The 23,182-nt window shown below is 40.1% G+C and carries 22 protein-coding genes; 16 read left to right on the plus strand and 6 right to left on the minus strand.

Annotation, left to right across the window (positions count from 1 at the left end):
* Positions 1-17: 17 nt before the first annotated feature.
* From M9892_07965 to M9892_07980, 4 genes are all read left to right on the plus strand, one after another.
* Positions 18-2,825 (plus strand): hypothetical protein, encoded by a 2,808-nt coding sequence (locus tag M9892_07965; protein ID MCO5254280.1) that lies wholly within the window; start codon positions 18-20, stop codon positions 2,823-2,825.
* 86 nt (positions 2,826-2,911) lie between these two features.
* Positions 2,912-4,036: a T9SS type A sorting domain-containing protein gene (locus M9892_07970; protein ID MCO5254281.1), complete on the plus strand. Its 1,125-nt coding sequence runs from the start codon at positions 2,912-2,914 to the stop codon at positions 4,034-4,036.
* 152 nt (positions 4,037-4,188) lie between these two features.
* On the plus strand, positions 4,189-4,998 hold the full coding sequence (locus tag M9892_07975; protein MCO5254282.1) for a formylglycine-generating enzyme family protein: 810 nt from the start codon (positions 4,189-4,191) through the stop codon (positions 4,996-4,998).
* Between the two features lie 8 nt (positions 4,999-5,006).
* Positions 5,007-5,582, plus strand: coding sequence for an SCO family protein (locus M9892_07980; protein ID MCO5254283.1), 576 nt, complete (start codon positions 5,007-5,009; stop codon positions 5,580-5,582).
* Here the strand turns inward: M9892_07980 and M9892_07985 are convergent.
* The 4 genes from M9892_07985 to M9892_08000 are packed head-to-tail and all read right to left on the minus strand — an operon-like array spanning position 5,579 to position 9,045.
* Positions 5,579-6,199: a polysaccharide deacetylase family protein gene (locus M9892_07985; protein MCO5254284.1), complete on the minus strand. Its 621-nt coding sequence runs from the start codon at positions 6,197-6,199 to the stop codon at positions 5,579-5,581. The two genes, M9892_07980 and M9892_07985, sit on opposite strands and share 4 nt — an antisense overlap.
* A 51-nt stretch (positions 6,200-6,250) precedes the next feature.
* Positions 6,251-7,894: a peptide MFS transporter gene (locus M9892_07990; protein ID MCO5254285.1), complete on the minus strand. Its 1,644-nt coding sequence runs from the start codon at positions 7,892-7,894 to the stop codon at positions 6,251-6,253.
* A gap of 41 nt (positions 7,895-7,935) precedes the next feature.
* Positions 7,936-8,823, minus strand: coding sequence for a 50S ribosomal protein L11 methyltransferase (gene prmA / locus M9892_07995; GenBank protein MCO5254286.1), 888 nt, complete (start codon positions 8,821-8,823; stop codon positions 7,936-7,938).
* A gap of 3 nt (positions 8,824-8,826) precedes the next feature.
* Positions 8,827-9,045, minus strand: a complete 219-nt coding sequence (locus M9892_08000; protein MCO5254287.1) for a PspC domain-containing protein — start codon at positions 9,043-9,045, stop codon at positions 8,827-8,829.
* A 159-nt stretch (positions 9,046-9,204) separates the two neighbouring features.
* Here M9892_08000 and M9892_08005 point away from each other — a divergent pair, with 159 nt between their 5' ends.
* The 9 genes from M9892_08005 to M9892_08045 all read left to right on the plus strand — a co-directional run bounded on the left by M9892_08005 (position 9,205) and on the right by M9892_08045 (position 18,912).
* Positions 9,205-9,867 carry a GNAT family N-acetyltransferase gene (locus M9892_08005; protein ID MCO5254288.1) on the plus strand — a complete coding sequence of 221 codons (663 nt, stop codon included), beginning with the start codon at positions 9,205-9,207 and terminating at the stop codon, positions 9,865-9,867.
* Positions 9,868-11,082: an argininosuccinate synthase gene (locus M9892_08010; protein MCO5254289.1), complete on the plus strand. Its 1,215-nt coding sequence runs from the start codon at positions 9,868-9,870 to the stop codon at positions 11,080-11,082.
* Complete coding sequence (gene argC, locus M9892_08015; GenBank protein MCO5254290.1) at positions 11,072-12,052, plus strand: N-acetyl-gamma-glutamyl-phosphate reductase; 981 nt, start codon at positions 11,072-11,074, stop codon at positions 12,050-12,052. The genes M9892_08010 and argC overlap by 11 nt, the downstream gene beginning before the upstream one ends.
* Before the next feature lie 3 nt (positions 12,053-12,055).
* On the plus strand, positions 12,056-13,198 hold the full coding sequence (locus M9892_08020; protein MCO5254291.1) for an aminotransferase class III-fold pyridoxal phosphate-dependent enzyme: 1,143 nt from the start codon (positions 12,056-12,058) through the stop codon (positions 13,196-13,198).
* Positions 13,195-14,151, plus strand: a complete 957-nt coding sequence (locus M9892_08025) for an N-acetylornithine carbamoyltransferase (GenBank protein MCO5254292.1) — start codon at positions 13,195-13,197, stop codon at positions 14,149-14,151. Before M9892_08020 ends, M9892_08025 begins: the two co-directional genes overlap by 4 nt.
* Positions 14,148-14,927 (plus strand): acetylglutamate kinase, encoded by a 780-nt coding sequence (gene argB / locus M9892_08030; protein ID MCO5254293.1) that lies wholly within the window; start codon positions 14,148-14,150, stop codon positions 14,925-14,927. The genes M9892_08025 and argB overlap by 4 nt, the downstream gene beginning before the upstream one ends.
* On the plus strand, positions 14,905-15,999 hold the full coding sequence (locus M9892_08035; GenBank protein ID MCO5254294.1) for a M20 family metallo-hydrolase: 1,095 nt from the start codon (positions 14,905-14,907) through the stop codon (positions 15,997-15,999). Before argB ends, M9892_08035 begins: the two co-directional genes overlap by 23 nt.
* Positions 15,996-17,300, plus strand: coding sequence for an argininosuccinate lyase (gene argH, locus M9892_08040; GenBank protein MCO5254295.1), 1,305 nt, complete (start codon positions 15,996-15,998; stop codon positions 17,298-17,300). Before M9892_08035 ends, argH begins: the two co-directional genes overlap by 4 nt.
* Before the next feature lie 112 nt (positions 17,301-17,412).
* Positions 17,413-18,912 (plus strand): potassium/proton antiporter, encoded by a 1,500-nt coding sequence (locus tag M9892_08045; protein MCO5254296.1) that lies wholly within the window; start codon positions 17,413-17,415, stop codon positions 18,910-18,912.
* Between the two features lie 27 nt (positions 18,913-18,939).
* Here the strand turns inward: M9892_08045 and M9892_08050 are convergent, their stop codons facing one another.
* Both M9892_08050 and mnmE read right to left on the minus strand, forming a co-directional pair.
* Entirely contained in the window at positions 18,940-19,776 is an 837-nt protein-coding gene (locus M9892_08050) for a methylated-DNA--[protein]-cysteine S-methyltransferase (protein MCO5254297.1), read from the minus strand.
* Positions 19,777-19,854: 78 nt separating this feature from the next.
* Positions 19,855-21,201: a tRNA uridine-5-carboxymethylaminomethyl(34) synthesis GTPase MnmE gene (gene mnmE, locus M9892_08055; GenBank protein MCO5254298.1), complete on the minus strand. Its 1,347-nt coding sequence runs from the start codon at positions 21,199-21,201 to the stop codon at positions 19,855-19,857.
* Between the two features lie 310 nt (positions 21,202-21,511).
* Here mnmE and M9892_08060 point away from each other — a divergent pair, with 310 nt between their 5' ends.
* The 3 genes from M9892_08060 to M9892_08070 all read left to right on the plus strand — a co-directional run bounded on the left by M9892_08060 (position 21,512) and on the right by M9892_08070 (position 23,126).
* Complete coding sequence (locus tag M9892_08060) at positions 21,512-22,081, plus strand: MarC family protein (protein ID MCO5254299.1); 570 nt, start codon at positions 21,512-21,514, stop codon at positions 22,079-22,081.
* Positions 22,082-22,143: 62 nt separating this feature from the next.
* A complete protein-coding gene (locus M9892_08065; protein ID MCO5254300.1) occupies positions 22,144-22,800 on the plus strand; it encodes a phosphatidylserine decarboxylase family protein in 657 nt (218 codons plus the stop codon).
* A gap of 59 nt (positions 22,801-22,859) precedes the next feature.
* Positions 22,860-23,126 (plus strand): hypothetical protein, encoded by a 267-nt coding sequence (locus M9892_08070; protein MCO5254301.1) that lies wholly within the window; start codon positions 22,860-22,862, stop codon positions 23,124-23,126.
* The last annotated feature ends 56 nt before the right edge of the window (positions 23,127-23,182 follow it).

Here is a 23,182-nt window from a genome sequence, read left to right on the forward strand (position 1 = left end):
TTAAATATTAAAAAAAAATGAAAAAACAATTACTAATCATTGCAGCAGCGTTGCTTATGACTGCTGCGGCAAACGCCCAAAGCGCAGACTCCATTCAGGCGCAATGGACACACAGCGGATTATTCGCCAAAGGCGACTACAAGATTTTCAGCACCACAGACACAAGCCTCGAACTTATTGACAAGCCCATTATAGTGGTGGAGGGTTGGGACCCTTTCGGGATTTTTAATCCTGATGATATTTACGAACAGTTTAACGATGACAAAACAAATCTTCTTGGCGATTCATTAAGAGAAAGAGGCTACGACATCATAGTGCTGAACTTTGAGGAAGGGGCGGGGTGGATACAGGATAACGCCTTTTTACTTATGGAATTGATTGACAGGATAAATGCCAACAAGGTAGGCAATGAAAAGATAATAGTTTGCGGCATCAGCATGGGAGGGCTTGCGGCTCGCTATGCCCTTACATTTATGGAAGGATTCGGTTGGAATCATGACTGCGGGCTTTTTATCAGCTTTGACACACCGCAAAAAGGGGCAAATGTCCCTCTCGGCTCTCAGGTTTTTGCATTGAAAACCCCTTTTCTACAAACTATTTTAGGGCAGGTTATCACAAGCAAGCCTGCATCAAGGCAAATGCTCGTAAACACAGCAGACCCATTTGACTTAGACCTTGATGCCACAAACGAAAGTCATCCGCATGAGGATTTTGAAGATTTGTTTGAAGAACTTGAGATCAGGGGCTACCCGCAGCAAACCCGCAACATAGCCATATCCAACGGAGTGATAAACGGACAGCGACAACCAAACTTAAATAATCAACCAATGCAAGCAGGCGATGTTTTTCTTTCTGCTAAGTGGAGCTCCGGCATAGGCTCGTGTGGAGTTGAAAAGTATATGATGAAACAAGCCAAAGCACAAGGCGACAGCAGTAACAGCGATGTCTATGTCTCCAGTCAGCAGTATTGTGAGCCTGGCGGTGGAAACTTTTTTCAATTTATTTCTAACTTTATCAATGGGCGGTATGAACCAAGGCACGGAAGCAATGTAATGAAATTCTACCCCACAGAGCAGGGCTGGGACTTTGCCCCCGGCTCCCAAGACCCCATTATCCACCCTCTTATATCCGAGATTGCTTTGGATAGCACTCAGATTGAAATTCTGTCTGTTCCAACCACATTTATCACTACTTGCAGCGCATTAGACATAGACACAAATGTACTGGTCAATATTTTTGACATCAACGCAGACATACATTCTCCGTTCAGCGAGTTCTATGCACCCAATATCGCCAATCAGAGCCATACAGCCCTGCCTACCATCACCGCCAACTGGCTTTTTAACCAGATTGTTCGCGAAAACCTCGACACCCTGTTTTTCACGAATGATTCGTACAACTACGCCCAAGACGCCAATTCATTCCTGTTCAAAGTTGTCAAGGTGGCAGCAGGAGGCAAGCTGCAAATCAACCAAAACATGGGCGCAGACGAAAGGGTAAAAAACTTTGAAAACGGCAACGCCATTACTGTACCTGACAGCTCAACATTCAGACTAAAAACATGGTCGGGAGCAAACAACAAAACCACAGTAATCAACGATTCTGCGGGTCAGATAATCATCGGAGACCCTTTTTCAAACAGAAGAGGCGAACTTATTATTTCTTATGGGTGTGCGCTTGAGTTAGGTTCTCATAGCACATTGGTTGTCAATGGCAACAGCAAGCTAATCATCGAATACGGAGCAAACCTCAAATTCCACCCCAATGCCCAGATTATCCTGAACGGACACAACGCCATACTGGAAATTCGGGGCAATCTGACAATAATGAACGGAGCAACCTTTACAGTAGCAGGCGGTGCAAACGGCATGGGCAAAATCATTTTCAACAAAGACTGGACACCCGACCAACCCGACTATGTGGACGGCAACGGTGATTTTGTGTTAAACGGTACAAGCAAAAACACCCCTCATATAGAAATCTATGGCAATATCGGGCTTAAATTCGGATACGGATTGAACAAGGTAGAAATCAAAAACACCGAAATCATCATAGACCAGCCTTCCACCCTTTGCTTTTTGAACAACATAACCAAAATGGAGAATGTGAAAGTAAGCCCCATAAACGGCATGAGGCACGGAGGCATTAAAGCCGTCAACCGCAGCCAGCATTTCCGCAATGTGGACATTTACTTTGCCAAAACAGGCATCACCGTTTTCAACAACGGATACAACGGCAGTATGCTGCTTCAAGACGTAACCGTTTCGCACTCGGATTATGGTATCCATGCCGTGGGTGGATGCAGAATAAACCATAACAAAGGCGGGCTTAACAACATAGGGCTAACCGCCTTTTTGGGCAGTGGATTGTTAGGCAACAGCGGTGTCAGAGGGGTAGGCATCAGCAGAGACATAACCTTTCCGATGGTTGTCGGAGGCAGGGTCGGGCTGAATGTTCAAGGTTATGCAGGAGGCGTGTTCGACATTCGCAGAAACACCGTTGTTGATTTCCAAGCAGGAGTGTCGGTAAACAACAGCAGGGCAGACCTGAGGTGCAACAATATTTTCTTTAACCAAAAAGGCATTTTTGCAAGCGATGCAAGACTCAGCCTTGTCAGAAATAACCTGTCCAATAACGACCATTCATGGACTCAATACGGTGGCACATACCACATAGAAAACGGACTGAACTATTTCCACGCAAACGATTTCTATTTTGAACATTGGAACTTAGCCGTATCGCAATACAAATACAGCAATCCTGCGTATGTATATAACACCAATACCCCTCAATACTTTGTGCCGGATGCGCAAAACGTCTTCTAATTGGACACAATCCCGCGGACGGGTTCAGTTACAACAAAGATTATTATATTAACTCAGTCGGTTTGTATCCGCCCCCCGAACCCATTATGGGAAGCCTCGCACAGAACACCCCGTTGTCCTACAACAATTTCTCCAATACGGATGTAACAGCTTGTCCCGAGATTAACACCTCTTCTTCGCCTATGGGCACAACCACAAGTTCTGACATCTTTAAGTCCCCGCCTCCCATGACGTATAATTCAGGTGTGATAAACGGAGGCTGGGGTGGCGACATTCCCGTTGATGGCGGAAGTGCAGACCTTGTGCTGAATGACATAAAAAACAGAATTTACGATTACAACTCTATCCCCGACATCACATCCATAGTAAGCAACTTGTCAGATATTTTGTTTTATCCTTATCAAATGACAGAAACGCAAATAGTGTTATTACCTTATGTTGTTAATGACGATACTCTTTATGTGCAGGACACAATAGAAGTAATCCTGATAGAAGAAGAAGCCTTGACATCGGTACTGATGAATGCGTATCATCTCATGCTTGAGTGTGTTTCGCGTGCACATGAGGTTTCGTCCTATGAGTTGAATGACTCTTTTCAACTCTTCTATGCGGTGGCAAACACGTTGCTGGACAATATAGACGACCTCATTATTCTTTCACAAAACAACCACTTTCTTTGGTCTGCCGTCCCGTTCAATCTTTACATTGACAAAACAAATATCCAACGATTTGTTTATGAATTGGACAATGCACAAACAACGCTGACACAAGCAACAAGCTATATTGCCCTCCCCTTCCAACAAAACATATACGAAAGGCTGAGTTGTATTCTCGATGCAGAAATCTCCATTCGCGACAGCCTAACCTTGCCACAGGACATAGAGAGTAACCATCCTTGCTTATTTGCAGATTACAGCAATATTCCGCCAATGTTACAAAGTATGGCGTTGTCAAACAAGCCATTGTCCAACTCCAAGACAGACCCTACTATTACTATCTACCCTAATCCCGCATCCAAAGAACTGTTTGTACAAACAGCAGCAGACGCAGGCACTTATTTCATCTACAATATTGCCGGCAGCCTTGTCGCAGCAGGCAGACTCAACGACAAGAGAATAGACATCAGCGAACTGAGCGAAGGCTTGTATTTCATCCGCCTCAATACCGCTACACAAACCCGCCATGCCAAGTTTGTGGTTGTGAAGGAATAGAAAGAGATAAAAACAATCGAGAGTGCAGTTGTGGCGGGTGTTGCCCCCGCCACTTCTAGCATTGTCATATTAACCTTTTAACATATTTTTGCACCTATATCGAACTGCCTAAACCCATGTACAAATATTTCAGTCTCCTGTCCCTTGCTTTCATGCTGATCTCATGTGACAAACAAAAGGAAACATACTCACCTGTTGTTCAGAATGAGAGTACGGATACGGACACCCTGCAACCAATCCAAGTAAACGTAAACATGGTGTATATTCCCGGTGGCGACTATCTCCCTTTTTATGGAGAAGATAGTGTTTTGGTTCACGTTTCTCCTTTTATGATGGACGAACGCCCTGTTACCAATCAAGAATTTCTTGCGTTTGTAACGGCTAATCCCCAATGGCGTAAGTCTGCCGTAAAAAGGGTATATGCAGACAGCAACTATCTGAAACTATGGGTATCTGATCTTGAGTTGCCCGCAGGTGCTGACCCCAATGCCCCGGTTTGCAATGTGTCTTGGTTTGCTGCCAAATGGTTTGCCGAGAGCGTTGGCAAAAGGCTGCCCACGCTGGATGAATGGGAATTCGTTGCAATGGCAGATGCCGACACTCCTAATGCCAGACGCAAACCGTCTTATTCGGACTATATTGTGGACTTATATTTAGTTAAAAATAAACATTTGAACCAAGTAAAACAAAGCCCGCCTAATTATTGGGGTGTTTACAACATGTTTGACTTAATTTGGGAATGGACCGATGATTTTAACTCGATTATGATTACCGGAGATTCACGCACAGGGCAATATGACGACAAAGGTTTGTTTTGTGCCGGGGCAGCCACCAACTCCACAGACGTAATGAACTATGCTGCTTTTATGCGCTTTGGTTTGAGAACCTCACTCAAAGCACGATATACTGTCGCAAACCTTGGATTCAGATGTGCCAAAGATGCACCCGCAACTAAAAATTAATACATACAATGAAATACCTTAATATTCTTTTTGCTTCTTTACTCTTGGTTTCATGTTCAAATAACAACCCCAAGAATAGTGAAATCCCCTCGGAATCAATCTTTAACCTGACATCAGAATGGCAAAATCAAGAGGGTGAAAAATTGCACCTTAAAGATTTGCAAGGCAAAACGCTTGTTGTTGTGATGATCTATACACACTGCAAAGCCGCCTGTCCTATTTTAGTTTCTAAAATGAAAAAAATTGAAGCAAAAATAGACCGCAAATACATTGATAATGTTTCACTTGTCCTTGTATCCATTGACCCTGAAAATGACACACCTGAGCAATTAAAGAAATTTGCCAAAACCAATAAGATGGAAGCCAAACAATGGATATTTCTTCGTTCAAACGAACTTGCAACCCAAGAGTTTGCCAATGTTCTTTCCATGAAATACAAAAAAATTGACCCTGTTGATTTCTCTCACTCTAATATCATCACGGTTTTTGATCCCAGGGGCACCCTGATTAACCAAGAAGAAGGAACTGAAATTGACGTTGAGAAAGTTGTTTCTACGGTAAACAAAACCGCACAAAAAGGCTAAGAATCACTAAGTGCTTCAGACCTAAATCCGTTTTCATCTAAAAACTTTAAATAAGCCGGCAACAGAAATCTCAAGTTCTGTTCTGCTTTTACAGAATCATGAAAAACAATGATTTGACCTGCTTCAGTTTTCTTTTTGAGTTTTTCCAATGCTTTTGGCAAATTAAGCGTAGGATAAAAATCACCGCTTAGCAAAGTCCACATAATAATCTCATAACCATCTTTTAATACTTGTGTTTGGGCTGTGGTAATTCTGCCGTAAGGCGGGCGAAAAAGTCTGCTGTCCACAAGTTCTCTGCACTGATTTATATTGCCAACATATTCTCTTATGGGTGTTTTCCAACCTTTCAGATGATTAAAAGTATGATTACCCGTTTTGTGCCCTTCTGCCAAAATCTGACGATATGTATCAGGGTATTTTTGAACATTGTCTCCAACACAAAAAAAAGTAGCCTTATAGTTATGTTCTTTGAGTTGTTGTAATACCCAAGAAGTGATTTCGGGATGCGGACCATCGTCAAAGGTTAGATAAACAGTCTTCTCATCTACTTTTTTGCGCCACGTATAATGACTAAAAATCTTGTCTATTGCCGGAGGTATAACTTGCGGATAAAGCATGCAGAAGGTTTATGAATATGACAAAATCAAGTGCAATTTAATAAGTTGTGTTTATGCTCCATTTTCTTTCACAATCTTGTTCAGCCACTTCAATATAGAAAGTGCTAACACAGTTGCAATCATTAACAAGACAAAGTTAGTCCAAAAGAAATTGGCTTTGTGTTCATAATCATACCACATGCTTGCCAAAACGCCAGACAATTTATTTCCAATTGCGGTTGAGAGAAAGAAACCACCCATCATTAAGGCTGTAATACGCGGTGGGCTGAGCTTAGACACTAAAGACAAGCCCATAGGACTGAGACACAGTTCTCCGACAGTAATCACGCCATAACAAGCTACCAACCAAAGAGGCGAAACCTTGACTGCTCCATTACTCCCAATATATGCTGCAGCAACCATAACCAGACAAGATAGGGCAGATATAAACAATCCCAAAGCAATTTTGCTCGGTGTGGAAGGCTCTCTGTTTCTGCGTCCTAACATCAAAAATATTCCCACAACAATCGGGGTGAGAATAATAATCCAAAAAGGGTTTACAGACTGAAAAAGCTCGGTATTAATGATATATGCACTTTGTCCTTCCGCTGGTAGTGTATGGGGCGATGCATTTCTAAAATAAATATCCCTCCCAAGTTCTTTGACTGTATTGCCCGATTCATCCTTAACCACGCTAAACTGCTCATCATAAACCGTTACTTCCTTTTCTTCATACTTGATTTCCTCGGCAAGATATAGTTTGTTCAAAGGTTTTTCCAGACTTTCCGACACACTGCGGTCTGTATAAAATTTAGCCCAACGAGTCAATGCAGTGCCATTCTGTTTGAACACCGCCCAAAACATGATACTAACAGCAAAAATGGCAAGCAAAGCAGCAATGGGTCTTTTTTCAAATGTATTAGCTTTAAAATAGAGAGAAACATAAAAAATAATAACCGGAATACAAGCGAAAATGAAAGCATCTGTACTGTCACTGCCTAAGATATTGCCGGGGATGAACCAACCGATTGCACCGGAAAGGATAGCCGGCACAAACACCATTAGCAAAACACGGCTAAGGCTCATATCGCCTGCTTGTTTGGGTTTAATAATATTCGCCTGTTTATAGTGTTTCAACCCGAATGAAAACACAACCAATCCCAAAAACATACCTATACCTGCGGTCATAAACGCTGCACCCCAGTCAAACTTGTTGCGCATAAAGGCTGCAATGATGTTGCATATAAACGCACCAATATTGATACCCATATAGAAAATGCTATAACCCGAATCTTTGTATGGTTTATACTTTTCTTCCGAATATAAATTACCCAATAAGGTGGAAATATTGGGTTTGAACATCCCATTACCCAAAATTATCAATGCCAATGCCACATAGAACGAAGTCATACCGGGAATTGCCAATGCAATATAGCCGGCACCCATCATGGTTCCACCAATATAAACGGATTTGACATAGCCCAAAATCCTATCGGCTATAAAACCTCCTAAAAAAGGCGTTAGGTAAGTAAGTGCAATGAAAGTTCCGAAAATATCGTCTGCATTTCGGTCGCCAAAAGCCATTCCGCCCTTGTCCACATCAATCATATACAGCACAAATATGCCCAGCATCAAATAATAGCCAAATCGTTCCCACATTTCGGTAAAGAACAGATATGGCAGTGCCGCAGGGTGTTTCTTGTTTGTATTTGTCATTCTAATATTATGTTTTAATTGTTATATGTAGAAATTCAGATTCATGCCTTAATAAACCTAAGCATAGCCCAGTCTCCATCTGTTTTTGTATCAATCCAACGAAGTGGTACTGTCTTTTTCAATACGTCAATATCTGACTGCAAAAAACCACTCAAAAACAGCTCGCCACCGGAATTGAGGTGTTGTTCATACAACTCTGCATCATCTAACAAGACTCCAAGGTTAATATTGGCAATGAAAATATCATAGGATTTCCCCAATTTGCTCAATATCCGAGCATCGCCTTTATATACCTGAATTTTATTGCCAAAGTTGTTCAATTCAAAATTTTCTACAGCATTTTCAACCGAGCGGTCATCAATATCCACAGCAATAATCTCACCCGCACCTTTCTGCCCTGCATAGATTGCCAAAATACCGGTGCCAGTGCCCATATCCATCACAGACTTCCCGGTTAAATCTGCCTCCATAAGACTTTCTAAAATCATTTTTGTGGTTTGATGGTGTCCGGTGCCAAAAGACATCTTTGGGTCAATGATGATTTCATGTTCAAAATGAGCCGCTTGAGGGTGAAAGCTGCCTCGTACATATAACTTGTCTTTAATGGCGATAGGTTGAAAATAATTTTGTTCCCAAACCTCATTCCAATTCTTGTCTTCAATCCGCTCCATCTGATAATTTAATTCCACGATGTGGTTTTGCGACAACTCAGCAACTAACTGATTCAGTGTCTCCAAATCAAATTCAGAAACAGGAATATAAGCCAAGAGTTGATTGTTTTCTTCCACAAATCCCACATAGCCGATAGAAGTCAAATATGCCGAAGCAATATCAACATTTTCCTGCACAGGCTCCAAGATATTGAGGGTGATTTGGGTGTGGTCGTTATTTGTCATATCCTCGCTGCAAGGATAGCAAAAAACATCCATTGTTTATAGGTCTCGCACAGAAATACGTTTGCTTGTAAACAGTGCTTTGAAACGCATGAAAAAAGCGAGTGACAAATAGAAAATCACCGGAGAGAAGAAAGTTACAAAACTTAAATAGATAAAAAACATTCTGACCAAAGGAATCGGCATACTCAACTTCTCCGCAATCGCAGTACACACGCCAAATATCTTAGGTTCAAAAAACAATTTAAGCCATTTCATGGGTGCAAAGATAATCGTTGGTTTTTACTCATTTGTAAATTATTGCTCATGAAATCCTATTTGACACAAAAAGGGTATTTTTTGTATTTCAAATTTATTCATATTCGCGCCCTTAATTTTTATTTTTTTACTACAACACTTTATGCCTTAGCTACAGAGATGAAAGAAACCTATTTGATTGCAATTGCAGACAGCTCGCACCATAAATATGCCGAGCAAATTTGTATAGAATACAATGAATCTGCGAAACAAAGAGGTACCGGAATTGCCACAAGAACACCGGAGTATTTACAAAAAAAAATGGATGAAGGAAAAGCAATAATTGCGCTCACACTCAGCGGTGAGTGGGCGGGGTTTTGCTATATAGAAACATGGGGACATGGCAAGTTTGTTGCCAACTCAGGACTCATCGTCTCACCTAAATACAGACAAGACGGTTTAGCCAAGGAAATCAAAAAGAAAGCATTTTCACTTTCCAGAGAAAAATATCCCGAAGCTCAATTATTTGGGCTGACTACCGGATTGGCAGTTATGAAAATCAATGCAGAATTGGGTTATAAACCTGTTACATATTCCGAATTAACTGATGATGATGAATTTTGGGCAGGCTGCAAAAGTTGTGTGAACTATCCTATTCTGTTAAGCAAAGAAAGGAAGAACTGTCTGTGTACTGCAATGTTGTATAATCCTGAAGAAAACAATGTTGAGAAGACTGTTCAATCATCCGAACAAAAAACCAAAAGTTACACTTCCATTTATAAGAATGTGAAGAAGATTGTAAAATCATTTTTAAAACGCAACCAAAAAGAAACAATTCTATAAATGACCCATAACCCCAATAAGTTGGTATTGGCATTTAGCGGTGGATTGGACACAAGCTTTTGTGCAGTTTATTTGAACAAAGTAAAAGGCTATGAAGTCCATGCACTGATGGTCAATACCGGAGGTTTTAGCGATAAAGAAATTGCTGAAATAAAAGAACATGCCCTTCGTTTGGGTGTGGCATCTTTCAAAGCGGTTGATGCACGAGAGAATTATTATCAGTCTATTATCAAATACATGGTGTATGGAAACGTGCTGAGAAACAACACGTATCCTCTGAGTGTGAGTGCAGAACGAACCGTACAAGCAATAGCAGTGGCAAATTACGCACAAGAAATCGGTGCTACATATATCGCTCACGGCAGTACAGGCAGCGGCAATGACCAAGTCCGATTTGATATGGTATTTGAGTTGATCGTGCCTCATATACAAGTAATTACACCCATCCGTGACTTAAAACTATCCCGTGAGGAGGAAATAAATTTTCTCAAAAAACAAGGCGTTACAATGAACTTTGAAAAAGCTGCATACAGCATCAACAAAGGGATTTGGGGCACTTCGGTTGGCGGAAAAGAAACTTTGACTTCAAGACATAATTTACCTGAGAGCGCGTTCCCTTCACAATTATCAAGCACAGAACCACGTGAAATCAGCCTTCTATTTGAGAAAGGTGAGCTAATAGGTCTCGATGACATGGTTTTTGACAATCCGGTCAATGCCATTATTGCTTTGCAAACCATTGCAGAGTCTTATGCTATCGGGCGTGATATTCATGTGGGAGACACCATCATCGGTATCAAAGGGAGAGTTGGGTTTGAAGCTGCTGCCCCTATTATCATTATCAAAGCACACCATTTATTGGAAAAACATACCCTTAGCAAATGGCAACTATTTCTCAAAGAACAAATGAGTTCTTATTACGGAATGTGGTTGCACGAAGGTCAATATTTTGAAGCTGCCATGAGGGATATTGAGAACTTTTTGCAATCAAGTCAAGAAAATGTTTCAGGAAAAGTTTTTGTACGCTTACTCCCATACAGATTTGAGTTGATTGGCATTGAATCCACACACGATTTAATGTCGGAAAAATTTGGCAGCTACGGAGAAATGAACAAAGCATGGACAGGAGAAGATGTGAAAGGATTTACCAAGATTTTTGGCAATCAGATGAGTTTCTACTTCCAGGTTAACAATACTATAGAAAATGAAAATTAGAGCAGGCATTATAGGAGGGGCAGGCTATACGGGCGGGGAGCTAATCCGTTTATTGCTCAATCACCCAAATGTTGAATTGGTCTTTGTGCAAAGCAACAGCAATGCAGGCAACCCTGTTTGGCATGTACATAAGGATTTGTTGGGTGAAACAGAACTCAATTTTAGTGACAATGCTGTATGGGATGTAGATGTATTATTTCTTTGCAGCGGACACCATAAAGCACATAAATTTTTGGAAGAAAATAAGGTTCCGCAACACCTTGCAGTGATTGACCTCAGTCAAGATTTCAGGCATAATACCACTAGTGAAATTCAAGGTAGAAAGTTTGTGTACGGACTACCCGAATTGAATCGCAACATCATCATGAAATCAAAGAATATTGCCAATCCGGGATGTTTTGCTACAGCCGTGCAACTTGCATTACTTCCTTTTGCACATGCCGGTTTGCTGCCCGATGAAATTCATGTCAATGCCACTACGGGCGCCACAGGTGCCGGTCAAGCACAAAGTGAAACCACTCATTTTGCTTGGAGAGATAACAACATATCTGTTTACAAAGCCTTTACGCATCAGCATTTGACCGAAATCAAAGAAAGTATCCGGTCTTTGCAAAGCCATTTTGAAGGCACGATTAATTTTATTCCACAACGAGGAAATTTTTCGCGTGGAATCTTTGCTACAACTTATTTCAAATGCTCTTTGACAAGAGAAGAAATACTTGATATTTTTAAATTTTATTACCTAAACCATCCCTTTGTACGTGTGAGTGACAGCCCTATTGACCTCAAACAGGTGTTGAACACAAACAGGTGCTTCCTTGCGATTGAGAAACATGAGGGCTATACCCTTGTTTCTTCTGCTGTTGACAATCTGCTCAAAGGCGCATCAGGACAAGCAGTCCAAAACATGAACCTGATATTTGGTTTAGAAGAAACCACCGGATTAAAACTTAAACCTTCTGCATTCTAAAATATGAACTTATTTGACGTTTATCCCTTATTTGACATTGAGCCTGTGAGAGGCGAAGATGCTTATGTGTATGACAAAAACAATACACAATACCTTGATTTATATGGCGGTCATGCTGTGATTTCCATAGGACACAGTCATCCTCATTATGTTTGGAAAATAATAGAACAACTCAACAAAATCGGATTCTATTCTAACTCTGTCAAGATTCCCATTCAGCAAGAGTTAGCAGAGAAATTAGGGGAATTATCCGGTTATGATGATTATAGCTTGTTTCTGTGTAATTCCGGTGCAGAAGCCAATGAAAACGCTTTGAAGATGGCGTCTTTTCATAATGGCAGAAAGAGAGTGGTAGCGATGAAAGGGGCTTTTCATGGCAGAACATCGCTGGCAGTCGCTTGCACAGACAACCTTTCAATCAATGCCGAAATTAACAAAGTACACGATGTTGTATTTACAGAATTGAATGATACGAAAGCATTGACAAATGTAGTAACAGACGAGGTTTGTGCGGTTATCATAGAAGGTATGCAAGGTGTTGGAGGAGTAAGAGTCCCAAGTGAGGAATTTTTGAAAACTGCTCGCCAATTGTGCGACAAAACCGGTGCTGTTTTAATTTTAGATGAGATTCAATCGGGTTTTGGCAGGAGCGGAAAGTTCTTTACGCATCAACACTCGGACATCCAAGCGGACATTATTTCCATGGCAAAAGGTATGGGCAATGGTTTTCCGATTGCCGGTATATTACTTTCTCCCAAGTTTGAAGCAAAACACGGAATGTTAGGAACAACATTTGGCGGAAATTACTTGGCTTGTGCGGCTTCTATTGCCGTATTGGATGTATTAAAAGAAGAAAATCTAATTGAAAATGCCCAAAAAATCGGCAACTATCTCATGGAATCTCTTGCTAAAATCAAAGGAATCAAAGAAGTGCGCGGATTGGGATTGATGATTGGTATTGAACTATTTGACAACTGTGCTCCCACTCGCTTAGAACTACTGCACAAACATCATATTTTCACAGGTTCTTCATCCGACAAGAACACACTGAGAATATTACCTCCCTTGTGTATTAACAAAACACAAGCAGACCGTTTTCTCTATGCACTCAATAGTGTTTTACAAAAATCTGCTGCTGCTTCATGAAAAACTTTATTTCGGTAAAAGATGTAACAGACATAGAAGCATTGCTTAGCAAAGCACTGCATATCAAACACAATCCTCTCGAATATACACACATAGGCAAAAACAAAACCATTGGATTACTCTTCATGAATCCAAGCCTGCGAACCCGTATGAGCACTCAACGTGCCGCCTACAACTTGGGCATGAATGTGATGGTGATTAACCTAAACAAAGATAATTGGCAACTTGAATTCGAAAACGGTGCTGTGATGAACGGAACCGGCAGTGAACATATCAAAGAAGCAGCCGGAGTGATTTCTCAATATTGTGATATTGTAGGGCTAAGGAGTTTCCCCGGGCTAATTGACCGAAACAAGGATTACAACGAAGACATTTTTAACAGTTTTCTTATTAACTTAACTATTCCCCTTGTCAGTCTGGAATCTGCCACACTTCACCCCTTACAGAGTTTTGCTGATATAATTACCATCAAAGAAAACTTCAACGGAAACAAAACTCCAAAAGTGGTTCTAAGTTGGGCGCCACATATCAAACCTTTGCCACAAGCGGTTTCCAATTCATTTGCGGAATGGGCATTGGCATCCGAATTTGATTTTGTGATTACCCACCCCGAAGGTTACGAATTAAACAAAAAGTTTACAAATGGTGCAACCATTACCCACAACCAAGAAGAAGCATTGAAAGACGCTGATTTTGTTTATGTCAAAAGTTGGTCTTCCTATTCTGACTATGGCACCATGCCCGAAGTGAAAACTGATTGGTTGTTGAACAAAAAGAAAATGAGTTTGAGCAATAATGCCAGAATCATGCATTGCCTTCCGGTACGCAGGAATGTTGAACTTACGGATGAGCTTATTGACGACCCTTCTTGTTCGTTAATAATGCAACAAGCCGGCAATAGAGTAGTATCGGCTCAAACCATATTGACAGAAATTTTATCCTCGATCCAATGAAAACAAGCTTAACATTAGTCAAGATTGGCGGAAACATTATTGATGACCAAGTTGCGCTATCTTTATTTCTGCAAGAGTTTGCGACATTGCAAGGGAATAAAATATTGATTCATGGGGGTGGTAAAGTGGCCACACAAACGAGCCAAAAACTTGGAATTGAAACTCAAATGGTGGACGGAAGGCGTATTACCGGAAACGAAGAAATTAAAGTGGTTACAATGGTTTACGCAGGATTAATCAACAAAACAATCACCGCTCAACTTAATGCTTACGGGCTACAAACATTAGGTCTTTCCGGTGTAGATGTTCACCTGATTCCTGCTGTAAAACGAGCGGTTAAAGAAATTGACTATGGATTTGTAGGTGATATATTGACAAATAAAATAAACACAAATTTTCTGAAATTAGTTTTAGACCAAAACATCACTCCCGTCATTGCTCCCATTGCCTCTGATTCTGCCGGAAACTTGCTCAATGTCAATGCTGACACTATTGCATGTGCCTTAGCTGTAGCACTAAACAAATATTTTGACATAAAATTGGCTCTTTGTTTTGAGAAAAAAGGAGTGTTGAGCGACCCTGCGGATGTCAACTCGGCAATTGCCGAATTGACTTTGCCATTATATGAAACCTACAAACAGCAAGGCATTATCTCAAAAGGAATGCTTCCCAAGACCGAAAATGCTTTTTTTGCTGCTACAAACGGAGTGAAGGTGGTTATTGGACATGCTTTAGACATAAATAAAACACATTTTGGAACAACTTTTACTATCTGATATTAACAGCGAAATTTACCGGCTGCTCAAAAGGCTTATTGCGATTCCTTCTTTCAGCAAACAAGAAGACCAAAGCGCACAAGAGATAATCAAGCAGTTGGAAAAACATGGTATCCCTTCAAATAGTGTAGGAAACAATATTTGGGCAAAAAACCTGCATTATCATGCAGACAAACCCACGCTTTTGCTCAATTCACATCATGACACCGTAAAACCCAATTCTGCATATACGCTCAACCCTTTTGAAGCCATTGAAAAAGACGGAAAACTATATGGTTTGGGCAGCAACGATGCCGGAGGAGCATTAATTTGTTTATTAGGGGCTTTTTTGTATTTTTATCTAAAAGAAAATCTTCCCTTCAATATCATTTTTGCAGCATCTGCCGAAGAAGAGATTTCGGGCACAAGAGGTATAGAGCTAGTTATGCCAAAACTCGGTAAAATTGATATTGCCATTGTGGGAGAACCTACCTTGCTCAAGATTGCAGTGGCAGAAAGGGGTTTAATGGTAGTTGATTGTGTTGCCAAAGGCAAAGCAGGACATGCTGCCCGTAATGAAGGCATTAACGCTATTTATATTGCACTACAAGACATTGAAAAAATCAAAAACCACAAATTCAAAAAAAACTCTCAATGGTTAGGCGAAGTGTCAATGAATGTAACCATGATTCAAGCCGGTACAGCACATAATCAGGTGCCGGAGCAATGCAGCTTCACAATTGATATTCGTTTGAATGAACATTATACCCATACACAAGTTTTCGAATGGTTGCAAGATAATTTACAATCAGAAATGAGTATGCGTTCAGACAGAATGAAGCCTTCTTTTATAAGCACAGTCCATCCTCTGATTAAATCGGCAAATGAATTAGGAATAGAACTTTATGGCTCCCCCACAACATCTGACCAAGCATTAATGCCATGGGATTCAATCAAAATAGGACCGGGAGATTCTGCACGTTCACATTCTGCAGATGAATTTATTTATACACAAGAAATTGAAGATGGCTTGAATCTATATTGTAACTTAATATTAAAATTATCCGAACAATTTAACCAACAAAAACAATGAAAATCTGGCAAAAGAATCCATTTGAACACAACGACATCTCTCTGAAAACCGAAGCCTTTACTGTCGGAAACGACCGCATTCTTGACATGAGGTTAGCACCGTTTGATGTTGCAGCTTCTCTGGCTCATGCCAAAATGTTGCAGGATGTCGGAATTCTCACAGCACAAGAGTGTTTGGATATAGAAAAAGGGCTGAAGCACATTTTGAATAAAATAAATGCGGGACAATTTGAAATTGAAGAACATATTGAAGATATCCATTCACAAATAGAAAAGGAACTCATTGAGGAGATTGGCGAAGCAGGCAAAAAAATTCATACAGGACGTTCTCGCAATGACCAAGTTCTGGTAGCAATCAAACTATATCTCAAAAGTGAAATCAAAGAAATTGCCGGACTTTCCTTTAGTCTTTTTGAACGTTTGCAAGAGTTAAGCGAACAAAACAAAGCTCATTTGATGCCCGGCTACACTCACTTTCAGCTTGCCATGCCTTCCTCGTTTGGTTTGTGGTTTGGTGCGTATGCAGAATCATTGGTAGATGATATGGAAGTACTGTCGGGTGCCTATATTATTGCCAACAAAAATCCTTTAGGCTCAGGAGCAGGCTATGGTTCGGCATTTCCACTGAACAGAACTCTTACCACAGAGTTGTTAGAAATGAAGAGCATGAATTACAATTCCCTTTATGCCCAAATGACACGCGGCAAAACAGAGAAAGTATTGCTATCTGCAATAGCAAATCTCGCTGCTACCCTCTCTAAATTTGCTTATGATGTGTGTTTATATCTCAATCAACAGTTCGCCTATTTGACTTTTCCAGATTCGCTCACTACCGGTTCGAGTATAATGCCTCACAAGAAAAATCCTGATGTTTTTGAACTGATAAGGGCAAAATGCAACCGACTGCAAGCCGCACCTAATGAGATGACTCTGTTGATAAACAACCTGCCTTCGGGTTACCACCGCGACATGCAACTAAGCAAAGACATTGTTTTCCCGGCTATTGATACAATGAAAGATTGTTTGCAAATGCTGACTTTTGCTTTGCAGAATGTGAACGTACGCACCGATATTCTAAATGATGAGCAGTTCAATACTCTCTTTACAGTTGAAGAGATAAACAAACTTGTCAAAGATGGAATGAGCTTTAGAGATGCTTATCGCAAAACAGGTATGGAAGTAAATGAGAACAAGTTCAGTCCCAATAAAACTTTGAATCACACTCACGAAGGTAGTATAGGTAATCTATGCAATACCGAAATCCGAGAAATGATGTTAGAAGCATTAAAGAAGTTTGGATAGCAGCCTCTCGGTTTCAAGAGTTAACTCATGATTTATTGAATAACTCGTTTAAAACAAGTAAGCAAAACCAAAATTAAATTTATAATTTTGCAAACACAATGTCGGTTTTGCTTTGACGTTAACCATTGAAAACATATTACTTGTAGGTTCGATACTGTTATTTATCAGTATTATCGTGGGTAAAACTTCCTACAAATTTGGCGTTCCAACTTTGTTATTGTTTTTAGGGGTGGGGATGTTGGCAGGCTCAGAAGGACTGGGCGGAATCAAATTTGACGACCCAAAAACAGCCCAATTTATTGGCATTGTGGCACTCAATTTCATTTTGTTTTCAGGCGGATTAGATACAAATTGGAAGTCTGTACGACCGGTGCTGGGACAAGGTATCATGTTGTCCACCTTAGGAGTTTTGCTTACTGCATTGACTGTGGGTACTTTTGTTTACTACCTTATTCCGGGCTTTTCTTTCATTGAAAGTATGTTATTGGGTTCTATTATCTCCTCAACGGATGCGGCAGCAGTATTCTCAATTTTGAGGTCAAAGAGCTTGTTGCTCAAAACCAACCTCAAACCTACGCTTGAGCTTGAGAGCGGAAGTAATGACCCTATGGCTTATGTGTTGACAATAACTTTCCTCTCTTTGGTACAACATCCTGAACTGAGCGCAATGTCTGTGATTCTGGTTTTTCTGAAACAAATGATATTGGGAGGGCTTGCAGGTTTTGCTTTTGGTAAAATTACCGAAATTACCATCAACAGAATTAAATTAGATTATGAGGGAATGTATCCGATTTTGATGATAGCCATGATGTTCATTACATTTTCGGCTACTGACTTTATTGGCGGAAACGGATTTCTGGCGGTTTACATAGCCGGTGTTTTTTTAGGAAACAAAGAACTTACTCACAAACAAGATATACTCAGCATGTTTGACGGATTAGCATGGCTCATGCAGATTGTGCTGTTCCTTACACTGGGCTTATTGGTGTTTCCTAATCAGGTTTGGGACGTAATGCATATCGGAATATTGATATCTGTCTTTCTGATTTTCGTTGCTCGTCCAATCAGTGTTTTAATCAGTCTCATACCGTTTAAAATGAAATTTAACCGAAGGCTGTATATTTCATGGGTCGGATTGCGAGGTGCTGTCCCCATTGTATTTGCAACCTATCCACTCATTGCCGGGATAGAAAATGCAGGATTTATTTTTAATATTGTATTCTTTATCTCATTAAGTTCTTTGTTGATACAAGGCACTACACTTCCTATTGTAGCAAAATGGCTGGGCATGGTGTTGCCAAAGGATTTTCAGCCGGTTTTGAAAGAAGTGGACGAAATGGTAGCATCTTCGCCTAAATCAGTTTTGAGGGAAATTGACATACAGCCAAGCTATTGCGCGGTGGGTAAAACAATCAAACAACTTCATCTCCCCGAATCTACGTTTATTGCTGTTATTAAAAGGAATGGGGAATATATTCGCCCCGGTGGTTCAACCGAAATACTATCCAAAGACCGATTAATGATATACACACACGACCCCGAAGACTATAGTCATGCAACTAAAATTATCAAAACACTGGCAGATGAATGTGAAACACCACCTGTCAAGTAAGAGACTTCTTTTCAAATATTGAATAAACTAATCTTTGCCTCTGGTAATTGCACCTTCCCAAGCTATCATTGCAAGTTTTCGCTCGCTTCCCCACATATAATTTCCATATTCTCCTGATGTTCTGACAACCCTATGGCACGGCACAAGATAGGTTACGGGATTATCGCCAATGGCGGTGCCGGCAGCCCGCGCGGAGCGAGGACTGCCTATCTTCTTGGCTATATTTTGATAGGTGGTCAGTGTGCCCAAAGGTATAGTAAGCAAGGCACGCCAAACCTGAATCTGAAAATCTGTACCTTTTACGTGCAACGGAATAGGATGGTCTGTGGATTTGCCCGGATGAAATGCAGCTAAGGCACGTTCTTGTATCTCTTCCGGCTGATGACGTATATGCGCATGCGGAAAATTCTGCTTTAACATCATGATTTCTTTGTCTTCATCTTCACTGAAAACCATATAGCATATTCCCAGAGATGTTGAAGCAATAAATAAAGTGCCAAATATGCTATTTGCCATAGAATAATGAATGATTAACCGGTCGCTTTGAATTTGCTCCACTGACATTGGAATTATATTAATCACAGGCTTTGATAGTTCCTTTTTGCGTTTAAAGGGATGGTCAAATAAGAATCCTTGTGCCGGATTGCTTTTCAACACAAACCGCGCATATTCCGGTGAAGTAAACTGCAAGAACCCCGCAGGAGGCGTTCCGCACCAATCAATAAACAAATGATTCAGCTCCTTTGGACTAATATGAAGTAATCTTGCAACCTCATCCAAGTCTTGTCGCAATTGAGGCTGTTTGTCCAACATGGACAAAACTTCCAGAATATAATCAAACTTGGTTTTCCCTTTTAATCTCACTTCGCAGGCAAAAGTCGGGACTAATATCTTTGAGTTTTACACTTTCTACAAGAGTTTATCCTTTTGGCTGTGAATAACTCATTTGCCTATACAAAATTTGGAAAAGATAGTACCTAATACCTCGTTATTAGTGATTTTCCCGGTGATAGAGCCTAATTGCTCCAATGCTGATTTGAGTTCAAAAACAACAATTTCGCCAGACAATCCTTCATGCAAACTTTCTTTGGCTTTTTGAATAGAAACTAAGGATTCTTTGAGCGCAAACAAATGACGTGTATTGCTGATACTCACATCATGGCTCAGATAACGCTGTGTAGTTATTTCTTTAAGTTTTGTCAATAAAGAAGCAATTTCTCCTTTTTTAGCAGAAATAAAAACAGGTGTAAAAGGCAAATCAAGTTTAGCTCCTGTCAATAGCTCACTCTTGTTTATCACCCATATTATCTTGTCTTGGTGGGTGGCAAACCTTTCAAAATCTTCCTTTGCTTCGTGAATATGTTGTGCATCAATCAAATAAAGCACGATTTCGGCTTTTGATATTTTATCAAAACTACGTTCTATACCCAACTGCTCTATTTGAGAATCGGTCTGGTGTCGAATTCCGGCTGTATCTATCAGCCTAAAAAGCAAATCATTGAACAGAAAACTCTCTTCAATTGTGTCGCGTGTAGTTCCGGCAATGTCGGACACAATGGCGCGCTCTTCATTCAGCAAACAATTCAACAAAGTGGATTTGCCCGCATTTGGACGTCCTGCAATTACTAATGGAATTCCTTTTTTGATTGCATTTCCTGAACCAAATGAATGAATGAGTTTTTGCACGTATTCTTCAGCTTTTTCAATTCGGTGCATCAATTCTGAACGATTGGCAAACTCAACATCTTCTTCTCCAAAATCAAGCTCCAATTCCAGTAAAGACAAAAACTCCAACATTTTTTCACGAATAAGCTCAATTTGATTGGACACACCTCCTTTGAGTTGTGAAAAGGCAATTTTTCTTGCTTGTTCGGACTCGGCATTAATCAAATCAGCTACGGCTTCGGCTTGTGCCAAATCAAAACGTCCGTTCAAATAAGCTCTTTGAGTAAACTCACCGGCAAGTGCAGGTCTGGCACCTGATTCTATAAGAATATTCATGATTCGTTGGCTGATTAGCGGAGAACCATGACAACTGATTTCTATTACATCTTCTTTGGTAAACGAATGGGGAGCTTTGAAAACAGCTAAAACAACTTCGTCAATTTCTTCGTCACGAAAACGAATTTTGCCATATACCAATGAATTCGACTGAATTGCTGCAATTTTTCTTCCAACAAATATTATATCCAGCATCTCAAAACAACCGCTTCCGGACAATCGCACAACATGCAATGCTGCTCTGTTGGCAGCAGTAGATAAGGCGACTATGACTTCGTTCGATAACATTGGTGCAAAATAAGAGTTTTATTTAGCAATTATTTCAGCGCCAAGTATTGAATGTTTACTTCAACCCAGCTATTTTTTATTCTTCTGATTCTTTGAACAAGGTCCAAATAATGGGTGATAAAGTGATTGTCAAAATGCCGTCAAGCGGGAAAAAACCCACATTCAATATAGTTTTATATCCATAAGAAATTGACATCCTATATTTAAAGCCAAACTAAAAACAAACTGTAATCAAGTTAGCGTTGAATTTGGCTACACCAACATATCACAAAATAACCTTGTTTTGCAATCTTCATTCAAAAAGGTTGTAATGTTTGACTACAAAGAAATTCTAACTGTTACCTTCACGCTTTTTGCGGTAATTGACGTAGTGGGCTCTGTGCCGGTAATAATTAACCTTCGTGAGAAATTAGGTCATATTCAAAGCGAAGTTGCAACCTTGGTTTCAGGCTTATTGATGTTTGCTTTTTTGTTTTTTGGAGAACAGTTTCTGGCTTTATTGAGTGTGGACATACATTCTTTTGCATTAGCAGGGTCAATTGTTATTTTCATCATTGGGCTGGAAATGGTATTAGGAATTGAATTGTTTAAAAATGATGCAGATGCCAAGACGGGCAGTATTGTCCCTATTGCTTTTCCGTTAATTGCGGGTTCAGGCACATTAACTACTGTTATGTCATTAAAAGCCGATTTCAGTTTTTACAGTATTTTGATTGGAATTACAATCAACCTATTAGTCATCTATATAGTACTAAAGTCCACCCGAAAGATTGAAAAATTACTGGGCAAGGGTGGTTTGATGGTTGTAAGGAAATTTTTTGGAATCATCCTGCTGGCAATAGCGATGAAGATTTTCAAAAACAATTTTACCTTATTGTAATTTCCCTTGTACTCCAAGCAAATTGACTATTTTTGTCCCTCTTTAAAAAAATACAGAAATCCATGCGCATACACAGAGAAGGCTTTACAATTTTGTTGATTACAACCATTGTCCTATTGGTACTCAATATTGGTTTGCATTATTTAGGAATTCCGGTTTGGCTTGAAAAATCAGTTCAGGTTATTTCACTGGTTTTCTTTGTAATTGTATTACAGTTTTTCAGAAACCCCATCAGAACACTGACTACAGATACAAGTGCAGTAGTTAGCCCCGCAGACGGCAAAGTGGTGGTCATAGAAGAGGTAGAAGAAACAGAATATTTTAAAGGTAAAAGATTGCAAGTGAGCGTATTCATGTCACCTTTTAATGTGCATATTAATCGCAATCCCGTAGGAGGAACCGTAACTTATGCAAAATATCATCCCGGCAAATACTTAGTTGCGTGGCATCCCAAATCTTCTACCGAGAATGAGAGAACCACTTTCGTAATCAAAACTGATAACGGGAAAGAGATTCTTTTTAGACAAATTGCAGGTGCTTTGGCAAAGCGAATCAAATGGTATATTCAAGAAGGACAAAAAGTCAATCAATCTCAGGAAATGGGCTTCATTAAGTTCGGTTCAAGAGTTGACCTGTATTTACCTACTGATGCTAAGATAAATGTCAAAATCGGAGATACTGTACAAGGCGGAATCACCTCATTAGCTTATTTGACTTGATAAATCGGATTCTTGGTATTATCTTTGCCTGCATAAACACGAACCAAATAAATCATATTATGAAAAAGATCATCATTTCAGCAGCCTTATTTTTGTTCTTTGCCGTTGCAGTCAATGCACAAGAACCGCCTAAAGACACTAAAAAAGACAGCAAAGTTGAAGCAACCACAACTCCTGCAACCGGAGAAAACAATGTAAAACCTGAGGATAAAACCAACAATGCACATTGCAAAAAAGACGACAAAACAAAAAAAGACGGTTGTTGCAGCAGTAAAAAGAAAAAAGAGAAAAAGAAAAAATCTTGTTGTACTTCTGAAAAGAAATAACATTCAAAGAGCATTATCAAAAAAGCCGTACAGCCATGTGCGGCTTTTTTTATTAC

This window comes from Bacteroidota bacterium, from assembly GCA_023957335.1.
Classification (GTDB): domain Bacteria; phylum Bacteroidota; class Bacteroidia; order NS11-12g; family UBA955; genus JALOAG01.

Bases quoted from the DNA above. Each gene is read 5' to 3' on its own strand.
- M9892_07965 (MCO5254280.1), top strand. From the start codon at position 18: ATGAAAAAACAATTACTAATCATTGCAGCAGCGTTGCTTATGACTGCT.
- M9892_07970 (MCO5254281.1), top strand. From the start codon at position 2,912: ATGGGAAGCCTCGCACAGAACACCCCGTTGTCCTACAACAATTTCTCC.
- M9892_07975 (MCO5254282.1), top strand. From the start codon at position 4,189: ATGCTGATCTCATGTGACAAACAAAAGGAAACATACTCACCTGTTGTT.
- M9892_07980 (MCO5254283.1), top strand. From the start codon at position 5,007: ATGAAATACCTTAATATTCTTTTTGCTTCTTTACTCTTGGTTTCATGT.
- M9892_07985 (MCO5254284.1), bottom strand. From the start codon at position 6,199: ATGCTTTATCCGCAAGTTATACCTCCGGCAATAGACAAGATTTTTAGT.
- M9892_07990 (MCO5254285.1), bottom strand. From the start codon at position 7,894: ATGACAAATACAAACAAGAAACACCCTGCGGCACTGCCATATCTGTTC.
- prmA (MCO5254286.1), bottom strand. From the start codon at position 8,823: ATGGATGTTTTTTGCTATCCTTGCAGCGAGGATATGACAAATAACGAC.
- M9892_08000 (MCO5254287.1), bottom strand. From the start codon at position 9,045: ATGAAATGGCTTAAATTGTTTTTTGAACCTAAGATATTTGGCGTGTGT.
- M9892_08005 (MCO5254288.1), top strand. From the start codon at position 9,205: ATGAAAGAAACCTATTTGATTGCAATTGCAGACAGCTCGCACCATAAA.
- M9892_08010 (MCO5254289.1), top strand. From the start codon at position 9,868: ATGACCCATAACCCCAATAAGTTGGTATTGGCATTTAGCGGTGGATTG.
- argC (MCO5254290.1), top strand. From the start codon at position 11,072: ATGAAAATTAGAGCAGGCATTATAGGAGGGGCAGGCTATACGGGCGGG.
- M9892_08020 (MCO5254291.1), top strand. From the start codon at position 12,056: ATGAACTTATTTGACGTTTATCCCTTATTTGACATTGAGCCTGTGAGA.
- M9892_08025 (MCO5254292.1), top strand. From the start codon at position 13,195: ATGAAAAACTTTATTTCGGTAAAAGATGTAACAGACATAGAAGCATTG.
- argB (MCO5254293.1), top strand. From the start codon at position 14,148: ATGAAAACAAGCTTAACATTAGTCAAGATTGGCGGAAACATTATTGAT.
- argH (MCO5254295.1), top strand. From the start codon at position 15,996: ATGAAAATCTGGCAAAAGAATCCATTTGAACACAACGACATCTCTCTG.
- mnmE (MCO5254298.1), bottom strand. From the start codon at position 21,201: ATGTTATCGAACGAAGTCATAGTCGCCTTATCTACTGCTGCCAACAGA.
- M9892_08060 (MCO5254299.1), top strand. From the start codon at position 21,512: ATGTTTGACTACAAAGAAATTCTAACTGTTACCTTCACGCTTTTTGCG.
- M9892_08065 (MCO5254300.1), top strand. From the start codon at position 22,144: ATGCGCATACACAGAGAAGGCTTTACAATTTTGTTGATTACAACCATT.
- M9892_08070 (MCO5254301.1), top strand. From the start codon at position 22,860: ATGAAAAAGATCATCATTTCAGCAGCCTTATTTTTGTTCTTTGCCGTT.